Raw genomic sequence first — 19,256 nt, 5'->3', positions numbered from 1 at the left:
CGTCTTATACTCCCAGGGACTTTTTGTAGCGGCCTTCGACCATGCGGTTCCAGCTCAGCATGATCAGCAAGTTGACCAACAGCAGCACCACCGCGATGGTCGCGCCCATGGGCCAGTTGAGTTCCGAGAGGTATTGGTCGTAGACCACCGTGGCGACCATCTTCAGCCGGCGTCCGCCCAACAGGCCGGGGATCGCGAAGGAGCTGGCGGCCAGGCCGAACACGATCAGGGTGCCGGAGAGCACGCCGGGCATTACCTGCGGCAACACGATCTTGCGCATCACCGTGGCCTGGCTGGCACCCAGGGACAGCGCCGCCTGTTCCGCCGACGGGTCGAGTTTTTGCAGGGAGGTCCACACCGGGATAATCATGAACGGCAGCATCACGTGCACCAGTGCGATGATCACCGCGAACGAGGTGTACAGCAGCTTCACCGGTTTGCCGCCGAGGGCCTGGATCACCTGGTTCACCAGGCCATCGGCACCCAGCAACAGGCTCCAGCCAAAGGCCCGTACCACCACCGAAATCAGCAACGGCGTAAGGATCAGGATCAGGAAGATCGAGCGCCACGGCGTGCCCATGCGGCTGAGGATGTAGGCCTCGGGCACCCCGATCACCACACACAGCAAGGTCACCAGGGCACTGATCCAGAAGGTGCGCCAGAAGATCTCGTAGAAGTAAGAATCGCTGAACAGCGACAGGTAGTGGGCGAAAGTCCACTCATCGGCCTTCACCCCCACCTGGTAATCGAACACGTTGAACGACAGCACCAGCGTCAGGCCCAGGGGCAGGATCAGCAGCCCGAAAAACAACACCAGCGCCGGCAACGACAACAGGTAGCCACGGCTCATGCGTGCACCTCATCGGCGGCCAGTACCCGCAGCAGGCTCGACTCCCAGTCCAGCCCTACCGCCGCGCCGCAACCCAAGGGAGCGCTGCCGTCGTTGCGGCGGACCACGGTCAGCTCGCCGATCCGGGTCTTGATGCGGTACAGCCATTGGCTGCCGAAGAAATAGCTGTCGAGGATCTTGCCTTGCAGGCGCCCTGAGCCGGCGGCCACCAGGTCGATCTTTTCCGGGCGCAGGCTCAGGGTCAGCTCGCCGTTGCCCGGCTCGAAGCGCACTTGCGGGGCGCCGAGTTGATCGAAGTCGCCCGCCAGCAGGTTGGCCTTGCCGACAAAGTCCGAGATAAAGCGCGTGCGCGGGTGTTCATAGAGTTTGTACGGCGCGTCGATCTGGGTGACGCGCCCGGCCTGCATCACCACCACGCGGTCGCTGATGGACAGCGCTTCGGCCTGGTCGTGGGTGACCATCAGGGTGGTGATCCCGACTTCACACTGGATGCGGCGGATTTCGAACTGCATCTCTTCCCGCAGGTTGGCGTCGAGGTTGGAGAGGGGCTCGTCCAGCAGCAACACCGGCGGCTCGATCACCAGGGCGCGGGCCAGGGCCACGCGCTGGCGCTGGCCGCCGGACAGTTCCCGCGGGTAGCGCTCGGCGTGAGGGGCCAGGCGCACCAGTTCCAGCACGGTCTTGACTCTGCTTGCGATCTCGCCGGCGGGCACCTTGCGCATCTTCAGGCCGAAGGCAACGTTGTCGCGCACGCTCATGTGGGGGAACAGCGCGTAGCTCTGGAACACCACGCCCAGGCCACGGCTGGCGGGTTTGGCGTGGGTGATGTCGCGACCATCGAGGACGATCTGCCCACCGGTGACGTCGACGAAGCCGGCGATCATTTGCAAGGTGGTGGTCTTGCCGCAGCCCGAGGGGCCGAGCAGGGACACGAATTCGCCTTTTTCCACCGCAAGATCAGTGGCGACCACCGCGTCGACGGCGCCGTAGCGTTTGCTCAAGGCGTTGAGTTGGAGAAAAGCCATGTCTGCGTTCCACCTTTTTGAGTCGCGTCGAAACGCGCTTTTTTGTTTTGGGCAGATGCGAAAAGGGTGTTGCGGGTGCGTTGGCGCTCGATCTTGAGTCGGCTGCCGTTAGTTGTTCATTTCGCCCCTGTGGACGCAGATTAGGGCGAAAGACTAGGATGGCGGAAGATGGAATTTCACTGGATAGAGTACTTTTTTCAGTTTCATTCACTGATCAGAATTTAGTGTGAGATATCGGCTTATGGATTCCACTGAGCGGAATGAAAGTGTCAAGGAAGTCGGCGCCGGTGGCGTCTCCCGGTTGTTTGCATTACTGCGCATCCTCGGCGCGGCGCCGGACGGTGGTGAACGGGTGACGCAACTGGCGCAGCAGGTCGGGCTGTCGCAACCCACCACCCACCGACTGCTGCGCAGCCTGATGGACGAGGGCATGGTGGAGCAGGATGCGCGCACCAAGCGCTATCGGCTGAGCCTGGAGTTCTTCGCCCTGGCGGCAAATGCAGGCAATACCGGCAACCTGCGGGACCTGGTGCGGCCGAGCATGTTGCGCCTGAGTGCTTCGCTGGGGGATTCATTGTTCCTGCTGGCGCGCAGCGGGTTTGATGCGATCTGCCTGGACCGCAGTGAAGGGCCGTACCCGATCCGTACCTTCACCGGTGACATCGGCGGGCGCGTAGCGCTGGGCGTAGGGCAGGGCAGTTTGGCGATCCTGGCGTTTTTGCCGGAGGAAGAGCGCGAGACGGTGATCCGCTACAACTTGCCACGGCTCAAGGATTTTCACCTGTACGACGAGGTGTTTTTGCGCTCGGAGGTGGAGAGTGTGCGGCGGTTGGGGTATGCGGCGCGCAATACCGGAGTGCTGGAAGGCATGGCCGGGTTGGCGGTGCCGATCCTGGATCGCAATGGGCATGCGGTGGCAGCGTTGAGTGTGGCAACCATCAGTGACCGCCTGGGGCCGGGGCGACTGCCGACGGTGGTGGAGTTGCTCAAACGGGAAGCGGCGGCGATCGGGCCGAAGATCAATCCGTTTGATCCGACGTTGCGCCGGCCTTCGCAGATCTTCGGTGGTTAGCAGTTGTCAGCCACAACAGAGATCAAATGTGGGAGCTGGCTTGCCTGCGATAGCGGTGGGTCAGCCAGCATTGTTGTCACTGATAGACCGCCATCGCAGGCAAGCCAGCTTGTATGGTTAGACTTGTAGGGGTGGTGGGACTAAAAGCCAGCATCTGACTCTAGCCAGTACAGACCGTGGGAGACTTCGCCCCACCCCTTCACCAAAGCGCCGATAAGGAATGCATCGGCCATGACCGACGATAGAAGCAAGCCAGCGCAACGGTGAAGCCCCAACAAGCCCATAAACCCTAACCCGGAGCGTTTTTCATGGCAATGACTGTCTTGCAATCAATCATCGGCGTGGATGTTGCTAAGGCTGAAGTCGTGGTCTGTCACATTGAAACAGACGAATTGAAGATTGTGCCCAACAACAAAACCGAGCTGAGGGCGTGGCTCAAATCTCTACCCGTGGACAGTGCCATCGCGATTGAGGCGACCAATATCTATCACCTGGATACGGTCAATTTGGCTCACGGGATGGGCCATAAGGTTTATGTGATTGATGGCTACCGCCTTAATCACTACCGCAAAAGCACGGGTGGGCGGGCGAAAACAGACGCCAGCGATGCGCGTTTACTGGCCCGTTATTTGAAAAATGAACAGGCTGATTTACGTGCCTGGAACCCGCCGCCGAAGATCTATACCAAGCTTCAAAGCTTGCTTCGCCGACGGGCAGCGTTGGTGAAAATGCGGGTTGGCCTTAGCCAAAGCTGGGCAGGTGAGCCACTCCTTAAGGCCTCATCAAAAAATGTCTCAGCCTGCCTTGCGAGACATGAACGGCTTATTGAAAAACGGATATTAGATGCCGTCACTGAGGCGGGCCTCTTGCATCAGATCAAACGCTGCCAAGCTGTTGAGGGGATTGGTTTTCTCACTGCGGTGGCGCTCACGATGGCGTTTCAACGAGGCGAGTTTGAAAGTGCCGATGCCTATATCGCGTTCCTGGGAATGGACTTGAGAGTATCTGACTCGGGGCAAATGAGCGGACGTCGCTCACTGAGCAAAAAAGGAGACTCGGAGATCCGTCGATTGCTGCATAACGCGGCGTCAGCAGGTATCAAGTCAAACGCTTGGAAACCGCTCTATGAAGGCTATCTGGGCAGAGGCCTGAAAACGACTCAGGCCTTGGTTATCATCGCTCGCAAGCTGGCGCGTATCGCGTTCTCCCTCATGAAAAACCTAAGCGAATACCAGTCGAAAGCGGTTTTGGGGGCTTCCCCCCAACCATAGAATCTCCCACATTAGATAGTCGCCATCGTTTGAGCGCGCACCGGACTCATCGCCGCCATCGCCACCGAAGTCGCCGCCGTCCTGGTCTCCACCCCCAACTTCACATACACATGCTCCAGATGCTTGTTCACCGTCCTCGGGCTCAGCCCAAGAATGTCGCCAATGTCCCGATTGGTCTTGCCACACGCCACCCAGCGCAACACCTCGACTTCCCGCTCCGTCAGCTGAAACCGCGCCGACAACAACTTATGCGCCGGCTCATCCTCCAGAGTAATCACGCTCGGCTGCGTCGCCGCCCGCGCCGACAACAATATCCGCGACGTCCGCAAATGCGCTGCCACCCGCGCCAGCACTTCATCCGTCTGGATCGGCTTGGTCACGTAGTCACTGCCGCCCACCTCAAACCCCTGCACCACATGCTTGCTGTCGGTCAGCCCGGTCATGAACACCACCGGAATGTCCGCGCTGGCCTGTTGTGCCTTGAGCCGGCGGCAGGTTTCAAAGCCGTCCAGGCCGGGCATCACCGCGTCCAGCAGGATCAAGTCCGGGCGCCGGCGTTGCACGCGGTTCAGCGCGCTGAGGCCGTCCAGCGCCACCAGCACCATGTAGCCGGCGTCGTCCAGGGCGTCGGAGAGCATGGCCAGGTTGTCCGGGGTGTCGTCGACAATCAGCACCACGCCGGGCTCAGCGCTGTGGGTCAAGGCATTCATCTTCGGCCTCCTTCAGGATTCGGTTGAGTTCTTCCAGGCGAAAGCTTTTCAGCAGCGCCCGGAGCTTGTTGATGAACGGTGCGGTGCCTGGGCTTTCCAGCACGATGGCGTCGAGCTTTTCATGCAAACCACGCACATAGCCAATGGCGCTCAGTTCGGCGAGCACCGCGAGTTCTTCAGCACTGGGCAGCACGCCCGGTGTGATGACCGGTGCGACGATCGGCGTCCGGCGGCGCAGCCACTGCAAATCCAGGTGCAGTTGCACGCGCCCAAGCAATTCCGGAGTGCGCACCGGCTTGGCCAGGTAGTCGTTGCAGGCACCGGCGATGCTGCGTTCGCGGTCGTCGGTGAAGGCGTTGGCGGAGATGATGATAATCGGCGCGGCAGACAGCGCATTACGCCGGATCATCCGGCTGGTGGCCCAGCCGTCCATGGTCGGCATCGACAGGTCCATCAGGATCAGGTCCGGCGACAGCAGGGCCACCTGGCGAATCGCCTCCTGGCCGTTGCTGGCCTGGGACACCTCGAAGCCCAAGGGCGTGAGCATGCCGCTGAGCACTTTGCGATGGTCCACATGGTCGTCCACCACCAGAATGCGCCGCCGCTCGCCGTGGTAGCCGATGATGTCGTGTTCAACATGCACCACCGCCTGCGGCACCCGGACCTGGGACAGGAACAGCCGCACCTGGAAGCAGGTGCCCTTGTCCAGTTCGCTGACCACCCGCAATTCGCCGCCCATCAACGAGGTCAGCATGCGCGTGATGGTCAGGCCGAGGCCTACGCCCTTGTCCTGGCGCATCAGGTCGCCGCGTTCGAACGGCTGGAAAATCCGCTCGATCTGTTCGGGGTCAATGCCGATGCCGGTGTCGATGATCTCGAAGTTGGCGGTCTCGCGCATGTAGCTGACCCGCAGGCGCACCTCGCCGCTGTCGGTAAAGTTGATCGCGTTGCCCAGCAGGTTGATCAGGATCTGCCGCACGCGTTTTTCATCGCCGCGCACTACGGCGGGGATCTTGCCCACGCAGTCCAGGCGAAAGCGCAGGCCCTTGTCTTCGGCCTGGGGGGTGAACATTTGCTCCAGGTCGTGGATCAGTTCCGGGAAGGGGATTTCAGTGAGTTCCAGGCGCAGCTTGCCGGCCTCGATCTTGGCCACGTCCAGCAGGCCGTCGATCAGCGACAGCAGGTGCGAGCCGCTGCGCAGGATGGTCGCCAGGGCGTCCTGATGCTGTTCGGGCATGGCACTGTCGCGCTGCAGGATCTGGGTGAAGCCAAGGATGCTATTGAGCGGCGTGCGCAGCTCGTGGGACAGCCCGGTGACGTAGCGACTCTTGGCCGCGTTCGCTGCTTCCGAGGCTTCCTTGGCCTGTTGCAGGGCCTGGTCGGTGAGGCTGTGGGCGGCGATCTCCTGCATCAGCAGCGAGGTTTGCCGGTCGGATTCTTCCTGGGCGACCCGCCGGCTTTCGCGGGTGAGTACCACCCACCAGGCGAGCACGGCGGCCAATACCGAGAGCGTCAGGAAGGCCTTGAAGAACGCCTGGTACAAGGTCTGCGAGTGGGGCAAACCCTGGGCGGCCTGCATGTAGATCAGCGCCAGCGCCCCGGCGAGCATCAGCACCAGCGCCATCAACAATCCGAGGTAGTGCGCCAGTCGGGTATGCAGGCGCGGTACCAACGTCGTCGGCAGCAACCAGCGCAACACGCCTTCGAACTGGCTGGCCAGCCGCGCATGGGGTTTGCAGCGGTCGCCACAGCGCGCGTCCAGTGAGCAGCAGAGCGAGCAGATCGGCGTGCTGTAGGCCGGGCAGAACGCCATGTCGGCGGTTTCGAACGGGTTGCTGCACAGCCCGCAGATCACCAGCCCGCTGCCGGGTTGCGGATGAATCAACTGCGCTTCGCTGCTGCGGGCAATGTAGTAGCGGCCCTTGGTCAGCCATGCCAGCAGCGGCGCCATGACCAGTGCGGTGCCCAGCGCGACGAAGGGCGGCGCGGCCTGGGCCAGGGCGCCGAACAGGCCGAAGTGGGCGAGGATCGACAGCAGCGAGGCAATCAGCATCGAGCCGACGCCCACCGGGTTGATGTCGTAGAGGTGCGCACGCTTGAACTCGATGTGCTTGGGCGACAGGCCCAGGGGCTTGTTGATCACCAGGTCGGCCACCAGGGTGCCGATCCAGGCAATTGCGATATTCGCGTAGAGCCCCAGCACCTGCTCGATCACATCGAACACGCCGAGCTCCATCAGCATCAGCGCAATGGCGACGTTGAACACCAGCCACACCACGCGGCCGGGGTGGCTGTGGGTCACGCGGGCGAAGAAGTTCGACCAGGCCAGGGAGCCGGCGTAGGCGTTGGTCAGGTTGATCTTCATCTGCGAGATGAACACGAACAGCACCATCGCCCCCAGCGCCCATTCGGGAGAGGAGAACACATAGCCGAACGCGACCAGGTACATCTGGGTCGGCTCGGCGGCGCGCTCCATGGGGATTTCATGTTGCAGGGCAAGGAAGGCCAGGAACGCCCCGGCGAACATCTTCAACGCCCCCGGCACGATCCAGCCCGGGCCGGCGCACAACAGCGCGGCCCACCAGCGCTTGCGGTTGGCGCTGGTTTTTTCCGGAAGGAAGCGCAGGTAGTCCACCTGTTCGCCGATTTGCGTGACCAACGACAGCGCCACGGTGCAGGCGGCGCAGAACGACAGCAGGTTGAAGTCACCACCGTCGCTGCTGCGGCCGACGAAGCTGGTCCAGTCGCTGAAGGCCTCGGGGTTTTTCCACAACACGAAGCCATAGGGCAGCACCAGCAGCACCAGCCACAGGGGTTGCGTCCACAGTTGCAGGCGGCTGATCAGCGTTACGCCGTAGGCCACCAGTGGGATCACCAACACTGAACAAATGACATAGGCGATGGCCAGCGGGATATGGAAATACAACTCCAGGGCCAGGGCCATGATCGCCGCTTCCAGGGCGAAGAACAGGAAGGTGAAGCTGGCGTAGATCAGCGAGGTGATGGTGGAGCCGATGTAACCGAAGCCTGCGCCGCGGGTCAGCAGGTCCATGTCCACGCCGTAGCGGGCGGCGTAGTAGCTGATGGGCAGGCCGGTGAGGAAGATGACCAGGCTGATGGCGAGGATCGCCCAGAAGGTGTTGGTAAAGCCGTAGCTCAAGGCCAATACGCCGCCGATGGCCTCCAGCGCCAGAAACGAAACCGCGCCGAGGGCGGTGTTGGCGATGCGCAGTTCCGACCATTTGCGGAAGGACTTTGGGGTGTAGCGCAGGGCGTAGTCTTCCATGGTCTCGTCGGCGACCCAGGAGTTGTAGTCGCGGCGAATCTTGACGATGCGCTGGGTGCCGGGGAGGGGTTGCACGGTGGGTGGCTCCGGGAAGTGGGCTAGGAGGATGAGCAAGTTCCATGCCCTGATTCAAAATGTGGGAGCTGGCTTGCCTGCGATAGCGCTGGGTCAGGCACAGGGGCTTCGACTGACACACCGCTATCGCAGGCAAGCCAGCTCCCACATTGATCGGTGGTGTTTGGGCGGGCGGGATCCTGCTCGAAAATGGTGCGCAACGGCATACGTCAAATGACGTATGCCGTTACGTCAGGCTGCGTATACCCGCCGTGGCCACCTGCCGCCATGCTGAACCCCTCATTGCAGAGGAGTCGCCCCATGGAATCACGATTGATCCGCTCCAAACCGTTGTTGGCCTTATCACTGCTGGCGGCGAGTCTGTTCAGCCATGGCGTCATGGCCGACAACGAAGGCCTGGCGGTGACGCCGACGGAAGTCACCGTCGGCCAGCTGCACTCGGCTACCGGCACCATGGCGATTTCCGAAACCGGTTCGATCCAGGCCGAACGCCTGGCCATCGAGCAGATCAATGCCTCGGGCGGGATCCTCGGGCGGCAGATCAAGGTGATCCAGGAAGACGGCGCGTCCGACTGGCCGACCTTCGCCGAAAAGGCCAAGAAACTGCTGGTCAACGACAAGGTGGCCGCAGTGTTCGGCTGCTGGACCTCGGCCTCACGCAAAGCCGTATTGCCGATCTTCGAAAAAGAAAACGGCCTGCTCTACTACCCGACCTTCTACGAAGGCCTGGAACAGTCGAAAAACGTGATCTACACCGGCCAGGAAGCGACCCAGCAAATCCTCGCCAGCCTCGACTGGATCGCCAAGACCAAGGGCGCCAAAACCTTCTACCTGGTGGGCTCGGACTACATCTGGCCGCGCACCTCGATGAAGATCGCGCGCAAGCACATTGAAAACGTCCTGCACGGCACCGTGGTCGGCGAAGACTACTACCCGCTGGGCAACACCCAGTTCGGTTCGCTGATCAACAAGGTCAAGCTGAAAAAGCCTGACGTGGTGTTCGCCGCCGTGGTGGGCGGCTCCAACGTGGCCTTCTACAAACAACTCAACGCGGCGGGTGTGAATTCATCCAAGCAAACCCTGCTGACCCTGTCGGTGACCGAAGACGAACTGCTGGGCATCGGCGGCGAAAACATGGCCGGCTTCTATGCCTCGATGAAGTACTTCCAGAGCCTCGACAACCCGAACAACAAAGCCTTCGTGGAAGCGTTCAAGGCCAAGTACGGCAAGGACGCAGTGATCGGTGACGTGACCCAGGCGGCCTACCTCGGCCCATGGTTGTGGAAAGCGGCGGTGGAGAAAGCCGGCAGTTTCGACGTGGATAAAGTCGTCGCCGCATCGCCTGGCATCGAGCTGAAAAACGCGCCGGAAGGCTACGTGAAGATCCACGAAAACCATCACCTGTGGAGCAAGTCGCGCATCGGTGAAGTGCAGCCAAACGGGCAGTTCAAGGTGATCTACGAGTCGGATCTGATCGAGCCGAATCCGTTTCCGAAAGGCTATCAATAACCTTTGACGTGTAAACCCGGCTTCTGTGGGAGCTGGGCTTGCCCGCGATGCAGGCGACTCGGTCTTTCAGTGACACCGAGGTGATTCCATCGCAGGCAAGCCCGCTCCCACATAAAGCAGAAGCAGATTGCATTTCAACCTCCCGCTCAGGAGACCATCATCATGGAATGGCTATCGGAATTTGGAGCCATCGCGGCGATGCAGGGGTTCAACGGCTTGTCCGTGTTCTGCGTGCTGTTGCTGATGGCATTGGGACTGGCAATCATCTTCGGCCAGATGGGCGTGATCAACATGGCCCACGGTGAGTTCCTGACCATTGGCGCCTACACCACCTACGTCTGTTCCAGCCTCACCGCGCATTTCGCGCCAAGCTTTCAGCCGTACTACTTTTTCATTGCCATTGCCCTGTCATTCCTCGTCGCCGGCGCCGTCGGCTGGCTGGTGGAGTGGGCAATGATCAGCCGTTTGTACAAGCGGCCCCTGGACACCTTGCTCGCCACCTGGGGGCTGTCCCTGGTGATGCAGCAAACCTTCCGCTCGGTGTTCGGCGCCCGTGAAGTGAGTGCCGAACCGCCTGCCTGGCTGATGGGGTCGGTGAACCTCACCGACGCCATCGAAATCCCGCGCAACGGCCTGTTCATGATGGGCCTGACCCTGCTGCTGACCGGGGCGATTTTTGTCATGCTCTACCGTTCGCGTTGGGGCCTGCAGGTGCGGGCTACTGTGCAAAACCGCTTGATGAGCCGCGCCGTGGGCATCAATACACGCAAGGTCGACCGCATGACCTTCGCCCTCGGTTGCGGCGTGGCGGGCGTGGCCGGTGCGGCCTTCACCACCATCGGCTCCACCGGGCCGACCGCCGGTTCGCAGTACATCGTCGACACCTTCCTGGTCGTCGTATTCGGCGGCGCGCAAAGCCTGTTCGGCACCATTGCCTCGGCGTTCGTGATTGCCCAGACCCAATCGCTGTCGGAGTTTTTCCTCAGTGGCTCGATGGCCAAGGTGCTGACGCTGTCGTCGGTGATCTTGATCCTGATGCTGCGCCCGCAAGGGTTGTTCTCCATCAAAGTGCGCAAGTAGAGGCGAACCGATGAAGGCTCTAGACAAACTGCTGGGCGGCCAGCAAAACCTTATCGGCATCGTGCTGCTGGCGCTGTTGATCCTCGTGGTGTTCCCGCTGACCCTGGATGCGTTTCGCCTGAACATGGTTGGCAAGTACCTGACCTACGCGTTCGTCGCCGTGGGCCTGGTGCTGTGCTGGGGCTATGGCGGGATTCTCAGCCTCGGGCAGGGCGTGTTTTTCGGCGTCGGCGGCTACTGCATGGCGATGTTCCTGAAGCTGGAAGCGTCCGATCCCGAGAGCACCAAGATCCAGTCGACGCCGGGCATTCCGGACTTCATGGACTGGAACCAGATCACCGAACTGCCGTGGCTGTGGCAGCCGTTCCACAGCTTCACCTTCACCCTGTTCGCGGTGATTGCGGTGCCGGTGTTGCTGGCGTTCATCATCGGCATGGCGCTGTTCAAACGGCGGGTGGGCGATGTGTATTTCTCCATCGTCACCCAGGCGATTGCGCTGATCCTCACGGTGCTGATCGTCGGCCAGCAAGGCCTGACCGGTGGCGTCAACGGCATCACCGACCTCAAGACCCTGCTGGGCTGGGACCTGCGCGGTGACGGCGCGAAGATGATCCTGTATTTCATCAACGCCGGGCTGCTGTTTGGCTGCATCTTCATCGGCCGTTTCATCCTCGCCTCGAAGCTGGGCCGGCTGTTGATGGCCATGCGCGACAAGGAAGAGCGGGTACGGTTTTCCGGGTATGACGTGGCCAGCTTCAAGATTTTCGTGTTCTGCGTGGCAGCGGCGTTCTCGGCGATTGGCGGGGCGATGTTTGCCTTGCAGGTGGGCTTTATGTCGCCGTCGTTCGTGGGCATCGTGCCGTCCATCGAGATGGTGATCTTTGCCGCGGTCGGCGGGCGCATGTCACTGCTGGGCGCGGTGTATGGCGCGTTGCTGGTGAACTACGGCAAGACCTACTTTTCCGAATCCTTCCCCGAGCTGTGGCTGTACCTGATGGGCGGGCTGTTTATCGCCGTGGTCATGTACTTCCCCAACGGCCTGGCGGGGTTGTGGGACAGCCATGGTCGCCAGGCCCTGGCCCGACTGTTGCGGCGCAAGCCGGTGGTCAAGGCCGAGCCCGCGAAGATCAAGCCCAAGGCTGAAGCCAAGATCCTGGAGACACAGCCATGACCGCCGTCGGTTTTGAAATGAAAAAGCCCGTGTTGGCCATTGAAGGGCTGACCGTGTCGTTCGATGGCTTCAAGGCTGTCGACAACCTCAACCTGTACATCGACCGCAACGAAGTCCGGGTGGTGATCGGCCCCAACGGCGCCGGCAAAACCACGGTGCTGGACCTGATCTGCGGCAAGACCCGCGCCACCAGCGGCAGCATTCAGTTCGACGGCCAGGAACTGACCAAAATGCGCGAATACAACATCGTGCGCGCCGGGGTAGGGCGCAAGTTCCAGAACCCGTCGATCTACGAAAACCTCACGGTGTTTGAAAATCTCGAGATGTCGTATCCGGCCGGACGCAAGGTGTGGGGGGCGCTGTTTTTCAAGCGCAATGCCCAGGTGATTGCGCGGGTCGAGGAAGTGGCCCGGGAGATCTTCCTCGGTGATTTATTGCAGCAGCAGGCGGACCTGCTGTCCCACGGGCAGAAGCAGTGGCTGGAGATTGGCATGCTGCTGATGCAAGACCCTGAATTGTTGATGCTCGATGAGCCGGTGGCCGGGATGAGCGTCAACGAGCGTGCGCAAACGGCCGAGTTGCTCAAGCGCATTAGCCAGGGGCGCTCGGTGTTGGTGATCGAGCATGACATGGAGTTCGTCAAGAGCATCGCTCACAAGGTCACGGTTTTGCATCAGGGCAAGGTGCTGGCCGAGGGCAGCATGGAGTCGGTGCAGAGCAATCCGAAAGTCATTGAAGTGTATTTGGGCCATTGAGGAGTCGGGCATGTTCAAGATCGACAAACTGTCGTGCGGGTACGGGCAGAGCCAGATTCTTCATGACTTGGAGCTGAACGTGGCCAAGCGTGAGATCGTTGCGGTGATGGGGCGCAACGGGATGGGTAAGACCACGCTGTTCAAGAGCCTGATGGGGATTCTGCCGCAGTGGCAGGGGCAGGTGAGTGTGGATGGGCATGATGTGTCTGCGCTTGAAACCCATGAGCGGGTGGAGCGGGGGATTGCCTATGTGCCGCAGGGGCGGATGATTTTTCCCAGCATGAGTGTGTTGGAGAATATCCAGACGGGGTTGCCGGCGTCAGCTCGGGGCAAGGTGCCTGAGGATTTGTATGCATTGTTTCCGGTGTTGTATGACATGCGTTCGCGCAAGGGTGGGAATTTGTCTGGGGGGCAGCAACAGCAGTTGGCGATTGCCCGGGCGTTGGCGACGAATCCCAAGGTGCTGTTGCTGGATGAGCCGACTGAGGGGATTCAGCCTTCGATCATCAAGGACATTGCTCGTACGCTTAAGGAGATTCGTAATTTGCGGGATTTGACGATTGTTGTTTCTGAGCAGGTGTTGTCGTTTACCTTGGAGATTGCTGATCGGTTTTTGGTGATTGAGAAGGGGAGGTTTGTGATTGAGGAGACTCGGGATCGGGTGGATGAGGCGACTATTAGTCGGTATTTGTCGGTGTGATCTGGTTGAGTACATATCCGTTATTTAGGTAACGGCCGCTTATGGTTTCGCTCTTACAGCGACTCACTTTGGAAAAGCCGGAATGCCGGCCCAGCCCAAAGTAAGCAAAGGGCTCTGCCCCGCCTGTCGGCGCCTCGCTAGGGCTCGGCGTTCCCTCACTCCGGCACTGCTCCGCGGGCCGCCGCGATGGGCCATCCTTGGCCCAGCGCGGCTAAACCGGCGTCCTGCCGGTTTACCCGCTCCGCAATACCTGCGTTCGGCCTCGGGCTTATTGGGGCAGTCAGATCAAAATCAAAAGCAAGAGCACAGCGGCCTCCCGGCCGGCTTGAGTGTTAAAAGCAAAGACAAAATCCAGAGCGAAAGCCAAATCTGAAGCTGATGCAGCTCTGCTTTTCTGTGGGAGCTGGCTTGCCTGCGATGCAGACACCTCGGTTCTTCAGATACACCGAGGTGATGCCATCGCAGGCAAGCCAGCTCCCACATTTGACCGTGCCCGCTTTAGCTTTTGATTTGGCTTCTAAACACTCAAGCCGGCCGGTAGGCCGCTGTGCTCTTGATCTGCTTTTGATCTTGATCTTAGGCGCCCCGTTAAACCACGCTGGCCGAACGCAGGCTTTGGAGCGTGGGTAACCCGGCAGGACGCCGGGTTAGCCGCGCTGGGCCAAGGATGGCCCATCGCGGCGGCCCACGGTCCAAAGCCGGAGTGAGCACACCGAGCCTGGGCGAGGTGCCGAGTGGTGGGGCAAGAGCGTTTTGCTTACTTTTGCGCTGTTCAAAAGTGAGCCGCTGTAAGAGCGGAACCGATATAAGCCATCACCCAAATAATGGATATACACACCGCCCGTCACAGCACCAGCCGAACCTCGGCACACAACCCACCACCATCCCGATTGCTCAAGGTCAACTCCCCACCAATCGCCACCGCCAGCTGCTGGGCAATCGCCAACCCCAACCCAGTCCCCCCAGTGCCACGATTACGCGAACTCTCCACCCGATAAAACGGCTGCATCACCTGCACCAACTCATCCGCCGCAATCCCCGGTCCCCGATCCAGCACCTTGATCGAAAGCTCACCCGCCGCCGTCGACCCCACCTCCAACTGTGCCGCCCCGGCAAACTTCAGCGCGTTATCCACCAGGTTCACCAGCACCCGACGCAACGCATGGGGCCGTGTATCCAAAATCACCGCGCTTTTACCGGTCAAACTCACTTGCTTGTTCATGTCCTGGTAATCAAACACCAGGCTGTCGAGAAACGCATCCAGGTCGATCCGGCAACTGGCCTCGGTGGACCCATGCACACTGCGGGCATACGCCACACCCTCGCGCACCAGATGCTCCATTTCCCCCAGGTCACTCCAGAGCTTCTCCCGATCCACCGAGTCCTCCATAAACTCGGCGCGCAATTTCATGCGGGTAATCGGCGTCTGCAAGTCATGGGAAATCGCCGCCAGAATCTGCATGCGCTCCTTGAGGTACTCGGCAATCCGTTTCTGCATTTCGTTAAACGCCGCCGCCGCATGCGCCACCTCGGTGGGGCCGGTTTCGTCCAGCGGTGTCGGGCGCGCATTCGGGTCGAGGGTTTCCACCGCCCGTGCCAGCCGTGTCAGCGGGCGGATGGCGATGCGCACGGCGATCCAGGTGCACACCAGCAACACCAGCAACTGCAGCACCAGCACCACCGGCAGCCAGAACGCAAACGGGATGGGCTTGGGGTGTACATCAATGGTGATCGGGCTGCCATCGGCCAGGGTCAGGTGCGCCTGGAAGTGTTTTTGCAGGCCGGGGATGTTGCGAAACGTCAGCGGGTAGTGCTCGCCCAGGGCATCGGCAATCGAGGTGGCGGCCATGGGCACGTCGTCGCTGGCCATCGGCTCGCCGGGTTCGCCGGCATTCAGCAGGTAGCGGTAGGCGTTGCGGTCGAGGCGCGGCAGCCAACTGGCGCGCTCGGCGGCAGGCAGGCGGTCGAGGATCGCGATCGACGTCGACACGTCGTTTTCCAGGTTGCCCAGCATCACGCTCCGGGCGCTCATGTAGCGCTCATAGAACTGCGCACTGAACGACAGGGCGTTGGCGCACAGCAGACTGACGATGAAAATAACCGACAGTTGCGCCGCCAGGGTGCGCGGCCAGCGGAACGTGAGGGTCATGCCGAGTCCCCAAGGATTTCCACGGCCAGGGAGAACACATAGCCTTCGCTGCGCACGGTCTTGATGTAGGCCGGTTCGCGGGCGTCGTCCAAAAGGCGCTGGCGCAGGCGGCTGACCAGCAGGTCGATGGAGCGGTCGAACAGGTCCGCGTCCCGGCCCTGGGTCAGGTTCAGCAACTGGTCACGGTTGAGCACCCGTTGCGGATGGTCGAGGAAGACGCGTAACAGGCGGTATTCTGCGCCGCTCAGGGCCACCAGGGTGTTGTCTTCATCCAGCAGATGGCGGGCGGTGGTGTCCAGGCGCCAGCGGCCAAAGCGGATCAGCCGGCCGCTTTCCGTCACCACCAGGTTCGGCGGCAGCATCCGGGTGCGGCGCAGCACGGCGTTGATGCGGGCCAGCAGTTCACGGGCGGCGAAGGGCTTGACCAGGTAATCGTCGGCGCCCATTTCCAGGCCGATGATGCGGTCGGTTTCATCGTTGCGCGCGGTGAGCATCAGGATCGGCGTGGCCTTGTGTTTGCCCACCCGCAGTTCGCGGCACAGCTGCAAACCATCATCGCCCGGCATCATGATATCCAGCACGATCAGGTCCACGGGCGTGGTGTCGAGGAAGCTGCGCATCTGCCGACCGTCGGCCACCACGGTGGTGCGCAGGCCATTCTTTTTCAGGTAGTTGCCCACCAGTTCGCGGATCTCCCGATCGTCATCGACAATCAGAATGTGATCGACGTGATCCATGCTGCCTTCCTCGTTGAATAGTCATTGATGCGCAGTCTAGCCACTGCCGGCGGGCTTGCCTTGTGCCCTTTGTATTGCAGTGTATCTGGCGGTGACGAGATACACATCGACGCAAAAAACCGGGCCTGGCCGACACAATCCGGATACCTCGCAAGGTTCAAATGAGCCCATCGAGGTGATCCGCCTCGGCCCACTTGAAACCCCGAGGAACCGCCCATGACTATCAAAGCTACCTATGCCAGTTGCCTGTTTGCCTTACTCACTGGCCTGAGTGTTGCCGCCCATGCCGAAACCACCGCCAGCCAGCCGGATATCCACCAGGTGGTGTCGATCTCCGAAGAGTCCGGTGGCGCCCTGTGCGGCATCGTCAACTCGCACCTGACCTACCTGGATTCCGAGGGCCAGCGCCACGTTCTCGACTACCGCAAATTTTCCAGCAATTGCCTTGAAGGCAGCTGAGGAGGCCGGCCATGACCCCACTCAACAGCTTTCTCAGCGCCCTGGCGTTTTCCATGGCGGGTGTGGCGGCGGATGTGAATGCCGCCACCGCGAAAAAACTCACCGGCAGTGAAACCTGCTTCCAGAATACGCCGCTGGCGCAAAACGGCGCGGCTCGCAAACGCGACGAAACACCCCCGGCCACGAGGTGACACCCATGAACTTCATCCGATACCTGCGCCGCTCAAAAACCCTGCTGCTGTTGGCACTGGTGGTTGCCTTGGTCGGCGTGCCCAAGGCGGTGAACTACCTGATCAATAACGTCGATGCCGAAAGTTTCAGCCAGTCCGATGAGCGCATGCCGTCCCTCGACGGCGCGGTGGCCTGGCTCAACTCGCCACCGCTGACGGCCGAGGGCCTGAAGGGCAAGGTGGTGCTGGTGGATTTCTGGACCTACGACTGCGTCAACTGCCAGCGCAGCCTGCCGTACGTCAATCAGTGGGCGAAGAAGTACGCCAGGGACGGGTTGGTGGTGATCGGTGTGCACACGCCGGAAAACGCCTACGAGAAAGTCCTGGATAACGTGCGCAGCCAGGTCAAGAAGCTGGACATCCATTACCCGGTGGCCATCGACAACGACTACCGGATCTGGCGTGCTTTCGATAACCAGTATTGGCCGGCCCATTACTTCTTTGATGCCACCGGTAAAGTCCGCTATAGCCATTTCGGTGAAGGCCGTTATGACAATCAGGAGAAGGTCATACAGGCCTTGCTGGAAGAAGCCCGGGCCGCCGGCTCAACGCAAGGGTAGTTTCCAGCGCTCCCGGTAGAGGTCGTACTGCGCCGCCGGCAGTTGCACCAGCACCGGGTTTTCTCGCGGGTTCAGCCAGGCAAACAACGCTTGGATATTTACCGGCTCCATCGCCGTACAGCCCAATGTCCCCGCACTGACGCTGCGCCAGATATGCAGGAAAATACACGAACCGCCATTGGCCGAAGCCGGTGTGTTGTGCTCGACAAAAATCCCCTGACGGTACAGTTGATCCTTGCGCAGCATCTGCTCGGAGCTGGTCCAGTCCTTGTTCACCGTCGAGCTGTCCACCAGGGTGTTGTAGTGGCTGGACAGGCTGTCATCTACGCATTCGCGAGTGGCTGTACTGGCGGTATAGGGCAACCGGGTATCGGCGGTGGGGGCGTAGCCAAAGGCGCTGCCGAGTTTGAAGATACCGGCCGGGGCCTTGCCATCGCCTTCATGCTTGAGGGGCTGCTGGTCGGGGGTGGGCGTCGTAAGGCCGGTACCCCACGCCATGCCGTTTTTACCGACCACGATGGCAAAGGGTTCGCCGACTTTCTGAAAGCCTTGCCCATGCCGCTCATAGCGTTGTGCGGTGCCCTGGAGGGCGTTCCAGTCCGGGGTGGTGACCACGATCAGTTGCCGGCTGTCGTCGGGGATTTGCGCGAGCGCCACGTTTGAAAGCAGCGTCAGGAGCGCCGCGCAGGTTTTGATGAGCGTGTTCAACGTCGTTCAGTCCTTGAAAAGAGGGAAACCTCAAACGCTAGTTTTTGCCCCGGGCTTTATCAAGCTGAAGCTGTGTTGCGATGTTACCGCAGCGGCTCGATAGGGAAGTCCATCGGCTCGGCCCGCACCGGATTGCGGCTGTAGGTGAAGTGCCACCATTCGCCGGCGTAACCGATAAAGCCTTCCTTGGCCATTGCCGCGCTCAACCGTTGGCGATTCTGGCGTGCCGCCTGGCTGATGTGGGGGCTGTCGGTATGGGCCATTTCGTCGAAGCAATCAAAACCGGTGCCCATGTCCAGGCCTCCATCGGGCAGGCGTCGACCGTAACCGGCGGTGCAATCCACCGCCGCGGTGTCGGCGCTCCAGGCCTGGGCTGGCAGTGCATCGGGGCCGGTCAGGGTCACGTCGACTGCCGCGCCTCGGGAGTGGTTGGAAACCTTGGCCACATAGCCCAGGCGCCAGAAATCCTGCTTGTTCACTCGGGGATAGAACTCGGCCTTGGCCGGGTCGCCCGGCAGGCTGGCGAAGCGGCCCATGTTCGCCACGGCACGGCTGGGGCGATAGCAGTCGAATACCTTCAAGCCGTAACCCTGCCTGGCCAACTCGGCCTGGACCCGCACCAGGGCCTTTGCCGCGTCGGCAGACAGCACGCATTCGGCAGCGTTGTAGCCGTCCAGTGGCGCACCGGTGAAGTTATGGGGGCTGGCGTAGCGAATGTCCTGCGCGATGCTCGGATCGAGGCTTCGCAGGTAAACCATGTTGGCTGGCATTGGCGTGTCTGCCGCTGCCGGCGCGGCGAGCACCAGGAGGCTAAGGGCGGCAACTGCGGGGAAAGAGTAGGGCATGGGCGGCCGGGCTCGGGCGGTGGCTTAAGCGCGCCACACTAGCAATGCCCGGCCCATGCCGCCA

The 19,256-nt window shown here is 61.2% G+C and carries 17 protein-coding genes and 1 pseudogene; 10 read left to right on the top strand and 8 right to left on the bottom strand.

Annotated elements, in window-relative coordinates; translation table 11 throughout:
• Nucleotides 1-4: 4 nt before the first annotated feature.
• A complete protein-coding gene (locus JFU58_RS25420) occupies nt 5-850 on the bottom strand; it encodes an ABC transporter permease (RefSeq protein WP_003218273.1) in 846 nt (281 codons plus the stop codon).
• Complete coding sequence (locus JFU58_RS25415; RefSeq protein ID WP_201142675.1) at nt 847-1,875, bottom strand: ABC transporter ATP-binding protein; 1,029 nt, start codon at nt 1,873-1,875, stop codon at nt 847-849. Before JFU58_RS25415 ends, JFU58_RS25420 begins: the two co-directional genes overlap by 4 nt.
• A 241-nt stretch (nt 1,876-2,116) precedes the next feature.
• On the opposite strand from JFU58_RS25415, the gene JFU58_RS25410 reads away from it, so the two are divergent.
• Together JFU58_RS25410 and JFU58_RS25405 are read left to right on the top strand one after the other, a co-directional pair.
• Nucleotides 2,117-2,947, top strand: coding sequence for an IclR family transcriptional regulator (locus JFU58_RS25410; protein ID WP_063028853.1), 831 nt, complete (start codon nt 2,117-2,119; stop codon nt 2,945-2,947).
• Nucleotides 2,948-3,255: 308 nt separating this feature from the next.
• Nucleotides 3,256-4,218 (top strand): IS110 family transposase, encoded by a 963-nt coding sequence (locus JFU58_RS25405; protein ID WP_201139700.1) that lies wholly within the window; start codon nt 3,256-3,258, stop codon nt 4,216-4,218.
• Between the two features lie 11 nt (nt 4,219-4,229).
• Here JFU58_RS25405 and JFU58_RS25400 read toward each other — a convergent pair whose 3' ends face one another.
• A complete protein-coding gene (locus tag JFU58_RS25400) occupies nt 4,230-4,928 on the bottom strand; it encodes a response regulator (protein WP_201142674.1) in 699 nt (232 codons plus the stop codon).
• Complete coding sequence (locus tag JFU58_RS25395; RefSeq protein WP_201142673.1) at nt 4,903-8,289, bottom strand: ATP-binding protein; 3,387 nt, start codon at nt 8,287-8,289, stop codon at nt 4,903-4,905. Before JFU58_RS25395 ends, JFU58_RS25400 begins: the two co-directional genes overlap by 26 nt.
• Before the next feature lie 300 nt (nt 8,290-8,589).
• Here JFU58_RS25395 and urtA point away from each other — a divergent pair, with 300 nt between their 5' ends.
• The 5 genes from urtA to urtE all read left to right on the top strand — a co-directional run bounded on the left by urtA (nt 8,590) and on the right by urtE (nt 13,504).
• Nucleotides 8,590-9,798 (top strand): urea ABC transporter substrate-binding protein, encoded by a 1,209-nt coding sequence (urtA, locus tag JFU58_RS25390; protein ID WP_017475234.1) that lies wholly within the window; start codon nt 8,590-8,592, stop codon nt 9,796-9,798.
• A gap of 162 nt (nt 9,799-9,960) precedes the next feature.
• Nucleotides 9,961-10,878 carry an urea ABC transporter permease subunit UrtB gene (gene urtB / locus JFU58_RS25385; RefSeq protein WP_063028859.1) on the top strand — a complete coding sequence of 306 codons (918 nt, stop codon included), beginning with the start codon at nt 9,961-9,963 and terminating at the stop codon, nt 10,876-10,878.
• 10 nt (nt 10,879-10,888) lie between these two features.
• Entirely contained in the window at nt 10,889-12,049 is a 1,161-nt protein-coding gene (urtC, locus tag JFU58_RS25380; protein WP_177071218.1) for an urea ABC transporter permease subunit UrtC, read from the top strand.
• Nucleotides 12,046-12,804: an urea ABC transporter ATP-binding protein UrtD gene (gene urtD, locus JFU58_RS25375; protein WP_003218258.1), complete on the top strand. Its 759-nt coding sequence runs from the start codon at nt 12,046-12,048 to the stop codon at nt 12,802-12,804. Before urtC ends, urtD begins: the two co-directional genes overlap by 4 nt.
• A 10-nt stretch (nt 12,805-12,814) precedes the next feature.
• On the top strand, nt 12,815-13,504 hold the full coding sequence (gene urtE / locus JFU58_RS25370; protein WP_093208296.1) for an urea ABC transporter ATP-binding subunit UrtE: 690 nt from the start codon (nt 12,815-12,817) through the stop codon (nt 13,502-13,504).
• Between the two features lie 844 nt (nt 13,505-14,348).
• On the opposite strand, the gene JFU58_RS25365 is transcribed toward urtE, so the two are convergent.
• Both JFU58_RS25365 and JFU58_RS25360 read right to left on the bottom strand, forming a co-directional pair.
• Nucleotides 14,349-15,653: an ATP-binding protein gene (locus tag JFU58_RS25365; protein ID WP_177025300.1), complete on the bottom strand. Its 1,305-nt coding sequence runs from the start codon at nt 15,651-15,653 to the stop codon at nt 14,349-14,351.
• Nucleotides 15,650-16,390 carry a response regulator gene (locus JFU58_RS25360; protein WP_063028866.1) on the bottom strand — a complete coding sequence of 247 codons (741 nt, stop codon included), beginning with the start codon at nt 16,388-16,390 and terminating at the stop codon, nt 15,650-15,652. The genes JFU58_RS25365 and JFU58_RS25360 overlap by 4 nt, the downstream gene beginning before the upstream one ends.
• Before the next feature lie 216 nt (nt 16,391-16,606).
• Here JFU58_RS25360 and JFU58_RS25355 point away from each other — a divergent pair, with 216 nt between their 5' ends.
• The 3 genes and pseudogenes from JFU58_RS25355 to JFU58_RS25345 all read left to right on the top strand — a co-directional run.
• Entirely contained in the window at nt 16,607-16,849 is a 243-nt protein-coding gene (locus JFU58_RS25355; protein ID WP_201142672.1) for a DUF2790 domain-containing protein, read from the top strand.
• A gap of 11 nt (nt 16,850-16,860) precedes the next feature.
• On the top strand, nt 16,861-17,040 hold the full coding sequence (locus tag JFU58_RS25350) for a hypothetical protein (RefSeq protein ID WP_063028870.1): 180 nt from the start codon (nt 16,861-16,863) through the stop codon (nt 17,038-17,040).
• A 77-nt stretch (nt 17,041-17,117) separates the two neighbouring features.
• Nucleotides 17,118-17,639: pseudogene (locus JFU58_RS25345) on the top strand (thioredoxin family protein); the annotation flags it as partial.
• On the opposite strand, the gene JFU58_RS25340 reads toward JFU58_RS25345, so the two are convergent.
• Together JFU58_RS25340 and JFU58_RS25335 are read right to left on the bottom strand one after the other, a co-directional pair.
• Entirely contained in the window at nt 17,625-18,347 is a 723-nt protein-coding gene (locus JFU58_RS25340) for a L,D-transpeptidase family protein (protein WP_177071276.1), read from the bottom strand. The pseudogene JFU58_RS25345 and the gene JFU58_RS25340 sit on opposite strands and share 15 nt — an antisense overlap.
• Before the next feature lie 83 nt (nt 18,348-18,430).
• Nucleotides 18,431-19,192 (bottom strand): M15 family metallopeptidase, encoded by a 762-nt coding sequence (locus JFU58_RS25335; RefSeq protein WP_201142671.1) that lies wholly within the window; start codon nt 19,190-19,192, stop codon nt 18,431-18,433.
• Between the last annotated feature and the right edge of the window lie 64 nt (nt 19,193-19,256).

The sequence above is a fragment of the Pseudomonas sp. TH34 genome, assembly GCF_016650865.1.
Classification (GTDB): Bacteria; Pseudomonadota; Gammaproteobacteria; order Pseudomonadales; family Pseudomonadaceae; genus Aquipseudomonas; species Aquipseudomonas yamanorum.
The sequence above is the reverse complement of the archived record's forward strand: the minus strand, read 5'-3'. Positions and strand labels throughout refer to the sequence as shown.